The organism is Aerococcus sp. HMSC23C02 (assembly GCF_001806805.1).
Taxonomy (GTDB): domain Bacteria; phylum Bacillota; class Bacilli; order Lactobacillales; family Aerococcaceae; genus Aerococcus; species Aerococcus sanguinicola.
In genome coordinates this window covers 7,180-17,371 of sequence record NZ_KV786043.1, presented here as the reverse complement: position 1 = coordinate 17,371, position 10,192 = coordinate 7,180, and the positions used below count along the sequence as shown (strand labels likewise).

Genomic DNA, 10,192 nt, shown 5'->3' with positions numbered 1-10,192 from the left:
AAGACTTTCAGTCTTCTCTGTCGCTTTGCTCCAGCGGTCCACTTCTACCCGCGCTCCCTCACACCCTATAGTCGGGTTCGCAGTTGCAGACTTGAAGTGACTTCACCCAATCGGAACGATCGGCTAAAGCCGCTCTTTTCCGATTGGGCTCCAGTCATTCAAGTCTAGGCGCAACTGCTCTCACCCTTATTTAATGCGTTTTTCCTCCGACGCTGTGGAGGTCTTCTTTGCCGTCATAGGCGACGATGGCTGAGATGGCGGCTTCTAGGCCTCGGCTGATGTCGGTGAGGCCCATAGATGGGGTGTTGGGACGGTCCACGACTTGTTCGGGAAGGTAAGGGATATGGATGAAGCCGGCGCCCTTAACTTCGGGATAAGTCTTGTCGATCAGGTAGAGGGTCTGGTACATGATGTGGTTGCAGACGAAGGTGCCGGCTGTATTAGAGACTTCTGCAGGCAGTTGGGCTTCCTTAATAGCCGCTACCATAGCTTTGATAGGGAGGCTGGAGAAGTAGGCTGCTGGGCCGTCCGCTTGGATAGGCTGGTCGATGGGTTGCTTGCCCTCGTTATCCGCAATCCGGGCATCATCCCAGTTAATAGCCACCCGTTCTGGGGTTAAGGCATAGCGTCCCCCTGCCTGGCCCACATTGACCACATAGTCAGGTTGATGGTCTGCGATGGCCTGGCTCACAACCTCCGCACTTTTCACAAAGACTGTCGGAATTTCTAACTTAATGACTTCTGCTCCGGCAATTTGGTCAGGAAGTGTTTTGACGGCTTCAGTGGCCGGGTTGATCTTATCTTCACCAAAAGGATCAAAAGCTGTAACTAAAATTTTCATCGATAAAGCTCCTTTCTTTTATTAAAAGGCCCAAATATATAAGAGCACAATATGGACCACGATCATAATAAGGGCAAAAGGCAACTGGCGCTTGATGACGCCATTGGGATCAGTCATCTCAAGCAAGGCCACAGGGAGGGCGTTGAAATTCCCTGCCATCGGTGTCAGCAAGGTCCCACAAAAACCGGCTGTCATCCCTAAGGCACCCACAACAACTGGATCCGCTCCCTGCATCAGGACAAAGGGAACCCCGATACCAGCCGTGATGACCGTAAAGGCGGAGAAGGCATTCCCCATCACAGCGGTGAAGAAGACCATGCCCAAGACATAGGCCACCGTCCCCCAGAAGCGAGAACCCGCTGGGACAACACCTGCCAAGAGCTGGGCCACAATCTCCCCTACCCCGGCATTGACAAAAATCACCCCCAGAGCCGCTAAGAGCTGGGGCAGGATGCTTGTCGTACCGACTTGCTGGGTCATCCGGTCCGTCTCATAGAGGGCCTCCTTGGCTGAAGGCTTAAAGAGAGCCAGGGCGACCAGAGTTCCCAAGAGCGAGCCAATCCCAATCGAAGAGGCACTGGACTCTGGAATCAGTCGGGCCACAATGACAGCGGACAGGGCCATCACCAAGACTGGCAAGAAGAGTTTCCAACCAAAGCGCTTAGCAGCGGCTTCCTGCTTGACTTTATCTTCAACAAAGGCCGTTCCTGCCCCAAATTGCTTGAACAAGGTGATAACACCCAAGAGGACCACCAAGATCCCAGAAAGCAGACCAGGTAAGAGGCGGCCGAAGACAAAGAGCAATCCCAGAATGGCCCAAAAAGCTGCAGTTCCCCAACGTTTGGGATTAGTGGTATCCTGGGCCCCTTGATAGGCGGAATAGAAGAAGATTAACCCACTCAAGATAAAGAAAAATTCTAAAACATAGCTAAATAAAGTTTCCATGGTCATTAGTCTTTCCCTCCCCTATCCGACTTGCTATAAGTGTTCAACCGGTCCAGCCGGCGGTCAAAGATATAGTTCGAAAGCAGGCCAAAGACGAAGGCCAGGAAGGCAACAACTAAGGAGGCCAGGGCAATTTGCGCCGCGTCAACGGGATAGCCCAAGGACTCCATGGTGCCCACGATAAGCAGGGTGCCCGCCGCACCAACAAAGCCGTTCTGGGCGAAGAAATTCCCGATATTTTCCATGGCAGCCGACTGAGCCTTGATTAATTCCTGGCTCTTAGCGTCCGTCTTTTGGTAACGGGCCTTAGCAGCGGACTGGGCCATGGGTTCCACCAGGGGCCGGACAAAGGCAGGGTGGCCACCCAAGCGAACTGAGATAATTCCTGCCACTTCCCGGATTAAGAGATAGAGGCTGAGAAATTTTCCCGCCGTCAAGCCCTGGATGCGGTTGACTAAACGGATGGCCTGCTCTTTTAAGCCATAGCGCTCCGATAAGCCCACAATGGGAAGGGTTAGGACAAAGAGCGTGACCAGGCGGTTGGCCACAAAGGCGTCCCCCAGGCTGGTCAAAAATTCGGCAATCGACATGCCTGAAGCGAGGGCGGTAACAGCTGCTGCGATCACCACCACGGCAATAGTATCCAACTTCAAGGCAAAACCGATCACAATGATCAGGATGCCTAGTAAGGGTAGATAGGACATAATATTTTCCTCCTATATAAATTTCATCTATTATTATAGCATTCCATTAGCGGCTGACCTAATATAAAATTTTCCTGATTGCTTCTTAGCTGCCAAAAATACCCTGCTAGCAAGGCTAAACAGGCAAGCAAAAAAGCAGACCAGGTGCAGGAAAGTTCCTGTCACTGGGTCTGCTTTTGCTTTCAAGTCATCCATATTTTTTCACGATCAGTTCTTATAAGATAGCGAATACTGATAAGACCATGGCCGTTGCGACGGCAGCGCCCATGCAGGTTGGGGCCACTTTGAACAAGAGGCGACGGTAGAGGGCACGCTGGCTGTCTTGGCAGTAAGAGCCAGTCGCCAGGTAGAGGCTACCCGTATCGGAGAAAGGCGAAGCCCCTGTTGAGAAACCGCCGACAATGACCAAGCAGGCCAATAGAAGAACTGGCCAACCCGTCGCCCCCGAAATGGCAGCCAAGGCTGGGAAGAAGAGCGGTGCCAGGACGCCGATGGTCGAACTGAAGATTGACATCAGGCCACACAGAATGGTTAGGACAATTGGAATGGTTAGCTTAGGCATGTAAGAGATCAACTTGGCCATCTCTTCCGTGATGCCCAGCTCAATTCCCAGACTAATCAAGAAGGTCATCCCGCAGGCCACCCAAATCGTCTGCCAAGGAATCTGGTCAAAGACCTTGTCCCGGGGCGCCAAGTTCATCATATAGGCAATAATCCCGAAGATAATGGTCAGGAAGCTGAGGTTGATGTGTTCACTAATAAAAATCAAAGTTGGGAAGGCATCAGTAAAGTTGGTAATCATGGCGGGAAGCAAGAGCACCACAGCAAAACAAGCGATCAAGGCCAGGGTTTGTTTTTGCTTGGAAGTAAAGGCTTGAGGCGGATCAATTTCGACACTCTCCTGGCCGTAGCGGTAGTGTTGCCAGAGACTGAGCCCGGCAATAAGCACCAAGGGATAGAGGATCGACACGCCGAAGATCTTCCAAGTCATCTCAGCCGCCTGGTCAGCAAAGCCCGATTCAGAGAGGACCCCGAGGATGATCGCGCCATGGGGGCCAAAAGGAATATTCCCGCCATTCATCCCCCCTAGGATAACGGAGATCGCAGCCACTGTCTCATTCATCTTGGTCTGCCGGCAGAGCTGGAGGGCAATCGCTCCGACAATCGGCACAGAACCCCAAGTCCCTGCCCCCAAACCAGACAAGAGGGCCGCGGTCAGATAGAGACCCAAGGGAATGAGTGAGGTATGGTGGCGGAAGCGGTAGATCATGTGGTGGCCCACCGCCTCCAAGGTGCCGTTCATCTTAGCAAAACTAAAGAAGAAGGAAACCCCAAAGATCACCATGAATAGCTCGATAGGCCATAGAGCGAAGACTTGGTCCGTAGTAAAACCAAAGACAAAGACCGCCAATAAATAAGCAAAAGCGACCGCGACTAGTCCCGCATTTAAACGGAAACGCTCCCCAATCACAATTGCCAAGATAATGGCCCCAAAAATAATAAGACTATTCATTTACATTTCCTCCTCTTTTAGAATATTCAGACGAATTCTCGGATAAAAAAGCACCCTTCAAGAACCTCTGCGGTCCTCAAAGGGTGCGCTAGCACGGTACCACCTTTGTTGCCAGGCAAAAGCTGGCCAACTCTCTTCCCCTAGGGGAATGCCGGTTAATGGGGGCACCAGATGCTGGGATTGAGCACTTCGACTGAGTCATCAGCTCATCCTAAAAGTCGAGTTCACCAGCTTGTCAGGTCCCCTTCCAGCAAACAGGGATTCTCTAGGCTGACGAGGACTGGCTACTACTACTTCGTCATCGTTTCTTTATGAAATTATCCTTATGATAACACAGTCTAAGAGATAGTCAAGCTGATTTTAATCTTTTTTTAATTTTACTAACCTTCGCCACCGGTTACACCGAGCGCTTCCCCGGTAATGGCAGCTGCCGCATCGGAAGCCAGGAAGTAGACGGCTGAAGCAATTTCATCGGCTTCCAAGAGACGTCCTAACCATTGGCCGCCGATAATATGGGTCTTGAGCGCTTCGTCTTCACTCGTGCCATCTTCCTCAGCCAATTTAGCTAATTGGTTGTCGATCAGCTTGGTGTGGGTTGGGCCAGGCAGGACACAGTTGGCCGTAATGCCATCCTGGGCATATTCCTTAGCCACCACATTGCTGAAGCCGATTTGGGCGGATTTAGCCGCACAATAGGCGGACTTGTATTTATCGGGACGACGGCCGTGGCCTGAGGAAATAGTAATAATCCGCCCCTTAGACTGGGCTTTCATAGAAGGCAGGGCATACTTGGTGCAGAGGAAGGTTCCTCCCATAATCACATTAAAGACTTGTTGGAATTTCTCATATGGGAAGTCTTCAACGGAAGAAATATACTGCATGCCGGCATTGTTCACGAGCACATCAATGGCCCCGCGTTGGTCAACAATCTCTTCCATCACTGCCTTCACCCGGTCTTCCTTCGACACATCGACCCCATAGCCTTGCGCCTGACCGAGCGCTTGAGCAGCTTCTTCAGCGGCTTCCTGGTTCAGGTCCAAGATAGCCACCCAGTCTCCAGCCTTGACAAAGTGTTCAGCAATGGCATAGCCAATCCCCTGGGCTGCCCCAGTGACAACAACTGTACGTTCACTCATTTCATTTCCTCCTTAAGCTTGACTGTGATCTTCCGCCCGTTTCCACACTAATTGGTCTTCAGGCTTCAAACCGTTATAGATCTTCAATTTGCCATCTTTAATTTGGGCCACACGAGGTTGGGACTGACCGAGCCAGGTTGGATTCATGGAGACATCCATGTGGTGGGTCAATTCTCCCTTGTCTTCATCGATTTCATAGCGGCCAGAATAAGCCAAGTAACCGGCAGCCGCCTGAGCCATTTCCTCTTGGGTCCCCTTGTGCAGGTCCCCTGACGCATAGGCTGGCCGGCCTTGCGCCATAAGCTGAGCGGACATATAGCCATCGGGAGTATAGAGGATGAAGCCCTTAGCATCCTCACCTAAAGGATAGACCACTTGGCCGGATTCATCAGTCGTTTGATAAGATATCAATTCCCAAGCACCAATCACTTGGTCACGCATCGATTCTGTCATGAAAATTCCTCCTTATTTTTTTCATTGCTATTTTCAGTATAGCACGCTTTCGGAGAAAGGAGCGGGTTTTATAATTTTATAAGCACCATTATCCAATCCCATAAAGTTTTTCCGCATTGGCATAGGCGATGGCTTCGAGGTCTTCTTGGGCTAGGCCAAAATTAGCCAGATAGTCCCAAGCATTGTCCCGGATCACATAGGGGTAGTCCACCGACCAGACAATCCGTTCGGGGCCAAAGTAATCCAGGCAGAGCTTAAAGGGGCCGTCATAGAACATCCCACTCGGCGTATAGTAGAAATTGTGCTTGAGGTAATAGGCAATATTGTGGTCCAAGTGGGTCAGGTCCACGGGCAAGTTCTCATCCAAACGTTCGAGGAAGTAAGGCAGGCCTTCCCCCCAGTGGCCGGCTACCAATTGGAGCTTTGGATAGCGGTCGAAAATCCCCGACAAAATCAGACGGAGCATGTGGACGCCAGCTTCATAGTGCCAGCCCATGCCGTGGCCAGACAGGACCGTCATCACTTGGTCCGACCAATCGCCCTTATAGTAAGCGGTCAGCACATCCTGCTTGATTTCGCCTGGATGGATTTGCAGGGGGACACCCAGCGCTTCCGCCTTGGCAAAGATAGGATCATAGCGCTTGGCATCGAGAAATTCTTCCTGGAAAGTCCCCTGGAGCAAGGCGCCCTTGAAGCCTAGTTCGTTGACTGTACGTTCTAATTCTGCTGCTGCCGCTTGAGGCCGGTCCACCGGTAAGCAAGCCAGTCCATAGAAGCGGTCAGGATGCTTCTGGCAAGCCTCAAACAAGTTATCATTGGCTTGCTGGGCCAGGTCGACAGCTGCCTCTCCTTTGAGATCCATGGGGCTGTTATTGCCGTAGCTCAGAATTTGAACCGAAACCCCGGACTGGTCCATATATGCCAGGCGTTTTTGGTCCAAATCGACAATCGGTCCCCCGGTCTCCACCATCCGATCCAAGTAGTTGGAAACAAAGGAAGCCTTGGCTGCCTGCTCAGGCGATAGGTCAGCCTGATTGAGGGCCTGGTACTGGTCATTAATAGTCTTTGACATATAGTGTTCTTCTACCGTAATTAATTTCATTTCTCCCACCCTTTCTCCCTTCATTATAAGCCGAATAGCCTTCAAGCACGAAAGAAAAGCTTGAATCTGCTATAATAGGACCAAAAAAGAAGGTGCCTTATGACTCAAATTCTTAAAGATTGGCTCGACTATCTCAGTGCCCACGGGATCGGCTACTGGATTGCCGGCCTGCTCAGCTTTCTCCTCCTCCTTGCCCTCTACTTCCTCTGCCGTAAGCTCCTCCAGCGCTTCAACCGAGACCATTCCCTCTTCCTCCTGCTCCAGTCCATCCTCAACTGGCTGGCCTCCTTTGTTTTTATTATTTTCTTTATTTCCTATTTCTCCCACTCCCGCTGGTTCTTCAACCCCCTCTTCAAGCTAGGGCAAACGGATGTCTCTGCCTTCCTGCTCTTCTCAGTTGGCTTTGCTATTCTTTTAGCCATCCGCTTCGTCAATGGGGTCAAGCGCTTCCTCTTGCCTTCCATCTTCCGTCGCTATGACATCGATCCAGGGGCCCAGGCGACCATCACTACCCTCTTCACCTACATTGTCCTGATTGCGGTAGTCTTCATTACCCTCAAACAGCTCAACTTCGACCTGACTAGCCTGAGCGTCTTCGCTGGCGTGATCGGGGTTGGTGTCGGCTTCGGGATCCGCAATATCATGAACAACTTCATCTCCGGTTTGATCATCCTCTTCAGCCGGCCCATCCGCGTCGGCGACCTCGTTGAAGTTGAAGATACTGTCGCAACGGTTGAAGAAATCCGCATCCGGGAAACCATCGTGCGTACCCGCCGCAATGAGCGGATGCTGATCCCTAACAGCTATTTTTTGGAGAATTCCTTCGTCAACCGATCTTATGGCGATCCAGAAATCCGCGTCACCGTGTCTGTCGGCATCGACTATGATTCAGACCTCCAATTGGCCCGCCAGCTCCTCCTCCAGGCCCTGAAGAACGTCCAAGCCCAGTATCCAGAAATCCTCGATGAACCCAAGGCTAGGGTCTTCCTCACCGAATTCGCGGACTCTTCCATTAACTTTGAACTCTGGTTCTGGCTCAGCCAGCAAAATAACGAACGAGAACAAATCATCACCACCGAAATCCACTATGAAATCTTCAAACTCTTTGAAGAAGGCGGCATCGAATTCCCCTACCCCCGCCAAGACGTCCGCATCCTCAACCATATGGATAACAAAACAGGCAAACAACATACACCTGAAGAAATCCAGTAAAAATGACAAAGAAATAGCCTTGCCCCTCACTTCATAAGAAGAAGGGACAAGGCTATTTTTACAGCAAAAGCAAACTACTCAATAGGCCTCTTGCGGAAAATCTTTTCAATCAGCTGGTAGATTAAGAGCAAACACAAGGCTCCGCAAGTGTCCAGGAAGACATCCTCAACCAGACCTGACCGGTTAACCGTAATCGTTTGGCGGAGCTCATCAAAGGAAGCAAAACCAAAAGTCAGGGCCAGGCTGAGAAAGAAAGTCAGGCCCCGACCCCGGCAATAGGGGCGGAGGGCCAGGTAGAGGAGGACTCCCAAGCTGCCGAAGAGGACAAAATGGACCCCCTTGCGGATAAAAAATTCCACAAATCCGGCATAGGACAAAGCCTCGATGCTAATTTTTTCTCCCGCATAAGTAAAGCGAATTGGCGCTAAGAGCCCAGCAAAAGGTTCGCCCGCTAGCAGGCGGCGCAGAATAGGTTGGAGACTCTGGGCTTCATAAGGCATAGATGAAGACACCCAGGTCCCTATAAAAACTAAAACAATCAAAGCCAAAGCTATCCAAGATAAACGCTTATCTGACATCCAATCCCTCCTCAGCTAAAGTCTCCTAAGTATAGCACAAGGGCCCTAGGTAAAGAAAAAGTTTTTATCAAAAAAAGCCGAACTCGGCTAATCGAGCTCGGCTGCTTTTGCAACTAAAGGAAGTTGATAAAGCCATAAATCATAAAAATATTCACAAAATCAATGAAGAGGGCGCCGACGATGGAAACAGCCAGGAAGGCCAAGGGACTCGGTCCGTATTCCTTGGTAAGCTGCTGCATGCAGGCCATGGCGTTAGAGGAAGACCCCATCCCAAAGCCGATAAAACCGGCTGTCATTACTGCTGCGTCGTAGTTGTTCCCCATCAGTTTATAAACCACATAGCGAGCAAAAGCGATGGTGATAATAGCTTCCAGGGCAATGATAATGAGCATTGGAATAGCCATATCGAGAATGGTCCAGAGCTCTAGGCCCACCATGGTCAGGGACAGGAAGATGTTGAGGGAAATATCAGAGGTAAAGCCCAGGGCCTCGTCATCTAGGATGGGCTTATCCCGGGCATCTGAGATATTCCGCACGGTAGCAGCCACAATCATGGGGCCGATATAGAGGGGGAAGCTGATTCCGCCTACCAAATAACCCACAAAGAAGTTGAGCAGCTTGGTCACAAAAATCCCTAAAAAGATAACAACCAGGGTCCCATAAAGCATGACTGCAATCCGTTCCCCCGTCATCTTCTGCCGCTGGCTGTGCGACTTGTAGCGGTCGCCCGTATTGGCTGAAGCATCCGGGTCCTTAGCTGAAAGATTGTGCTTCTTGATAGCCGTGGAAGCGACCGGCCCACCCGACACCGAACCGAGGACAATGCCCAGGGTGGCAGCAATCACACCGACCGAAGTTGCCGTATCAAAGCCCAGGGCCTCAATAGAAGGCGAAACCGCTGCAGCTGTCCCCGGACCACCAACTAAGGCTGGCGATCCCAGTAGGAGGGCTAGAGGCCCTGGAATGCCGAAAGCCTTACCCAGACCTAAAGCCAGAAAATTCTGGACAAAGATCGCTAAAATCGAAACAAAGAGGAATTTACTAACAATCCCCTTAGCGCGAACCAGGGCCTGCAAGCTCGCCTCAAAGCCGATGGTGGTAAAGTAGATCACCATAAAGAGCATGGCATATTCCGTATCAATTTTAATCACCATCAAGTTAGCCAGCCTTAAAATCGTATTTACAATGGCGAAGATCAAGCCCCCTACAATGGCTGGAGGCAAAGAGTATTCTTCTAGCTTGGGGAATTTATTGATGATCCATTTCCCAAATAAGAGGGTTAAAACAGCAAAACCCATGGACTGGATACTATCAAATTCAATGGTCAACATAAGCGCACCTCGCATTAATCAGTTTTATTTACTTACTATTTTATCATAATCTAAAAATTTTATGTTATAAAACATATCGTAAATAAAATAATCTTTTACTGATAAGGCGAATTGACGCGTGATATTGAAACAAATTGCTTATTTTTGCTATAAGAATGGATGAAGCATAACATAATACGTTAGATTACTTTACGTTGTGCCATAAAAAGACAAGAGACTAGCCCTTCTAAGCAGTCTCTTGTCTTAAGTTTGAACAATCCAAAACTAAATAGGCTTGCCCTTTTTCGCTCGTGCTCCAGTGCAAAGCTTCTGAACGCCTTTGCTCTCACCCTTTCTAGTCGGATTCGCAGAGGCAGAAGCTTCTCCACTTCACACGA

General features: G+C 50.2%; 10 protein-coding genes. 1 reads left to right on the top strand and 9 read right to left on the bottom strand.

Translation table 11 applies throughout. The annotated features are described in order from the left end of the window. Positions 1-190: 190 nt before the first annotated feature. From pcp to HMPREF3090_RS01480, 7 genes are all read right to left on the bottom strand, one after another. Complete coding sequence (gene pcp, locus HMPREF3090_RS01510) at positions 191-841, bottom strand: pyroglutamyl-peptidase I (RefSeq protein WP_067975484.1); 651 nt, start codon at positions 839-841, stop codon at positions 191-193. Between the two features lie 21 nt (positions 842-862). Then, a complete protein-coding gene (locus tag HMPREF3090_RS01505; protein WP_067976607.1) occupies positions 863-1,786 on the bottom strand; it encodes a DUF979 domain-containing protein in 924 nt (307 codons plus the stop codon). A gap of 5 nt (positions 1,787-1,791) precedes the next feature. Continuing rightward, the gene (locus HMPREF3090_RS01500) at positions 1,792-2,490 is read right to left on the bottom strand and encodes a DUF969 domain-containing protein (RefSeq protein ID WP_067975481.1); all 699 of its coding nucleotides are present in this window, start codon (positions 2,488-2,490) and stop codon (positions 1,792-1,794) included. 214 nt (positions 2,491-2,704) lie between these two features. After that, positions 2,705-4,003, bottom strand: coding sequence for an SLC13 family permease (locus HMPREF3090_RS01495; protein ID WP_067975478.1), 1,299 nt, complete (start codon positions 4,001-4,003; stop codon positions 2,705-2,707). Between the two features lie 380 nt (positions 4,004-4,383). Continuing rightward, positions 4,384-5,139: an SDR family NAD(P)-dependent oxidoreductase gene (locus HMPREF3090_RS01490; RefSeq protein ID WP_067975474.1), complete on the bottom strand. Its 756-nt coding sequence runs from the start codon at positions 5,137-5,139 to the stop codon at positions 4,384-4,386. A 12-nt stretch (positions 5,140-5,151) separates the two neighbouring features. Next, positions 5,152-5,592, bottom strand: a complete 441-nt coding sequence (locus HMPREF3090_RS01485; protein WP_067975471.1) for a lipocalin-like domain-containing protein — start codon at positions 5,590-5,592, stop codon at positions 5,152-5,154. 88 nt (positions 5,593-5,680) lie between these two features. Beyond that, positions 5,681-6,694, bottom strand: a complete 1,014-nt coding sequence (locus tag HMPREF3090_RS01480; protein ID WP_067975469.1) for an amidohydrolase family protein — start codon at positions 6,692-6,694, stop codon at positions 5,681-5,683. Between the two features lie 99 nt (positions 6,695-6,793). Here HMPREF3090_RS01480 and HMPREF3090_RS01475 point away from each other — a divergent pair, with 99 nt between their 5' ends. After that, entirely contained in the window at positions 6,794-7,906 is a 1,113-nt protein-coding gene (locus tag HMPREF3090_RS01475) for a mechanosensitive ion channel family protein (RefSeq protein WP_067975465.1), read from the top strand. 74 nt (positions 7,907-7,980) lie between these two features. Here the strand turns inward: HMPREF3090_RS01475 and HMPREF3090_RS01470 are convergent, their stop codons facing one another. Together HMPREF3090_RS01470 and HMPREF3090_RS01465 are read right to left on the bottom strand one after the other, a co-directional pair. After that, positions 7,981-8,484 carry a VanZ family protein gene (locus HMPREF3090_RS01470; protein ID WP_067975461.1) on the bottom strand — a complete coding sequence of 168 codons (504 nt, stop codon included), beginning with the start codon at positions 8,482-8,484 and terminating at the stop codon, positions 7,981-7,983. Positions 8,485-8,597: 113 nt separating this feature from the next. Beyond that, positions 8,598-9,812, bottom strand: coding sequence for a sodium/glutamate symporter (locus HMPREF3090_RS01465; protein WP_168140245.1), 1,215 nt, complete (start codon positions 9,810-9,812; stop codon positions 8,598-8,600). Positions 9,813-10,192 lie beyond the last annotated feature (380 nt).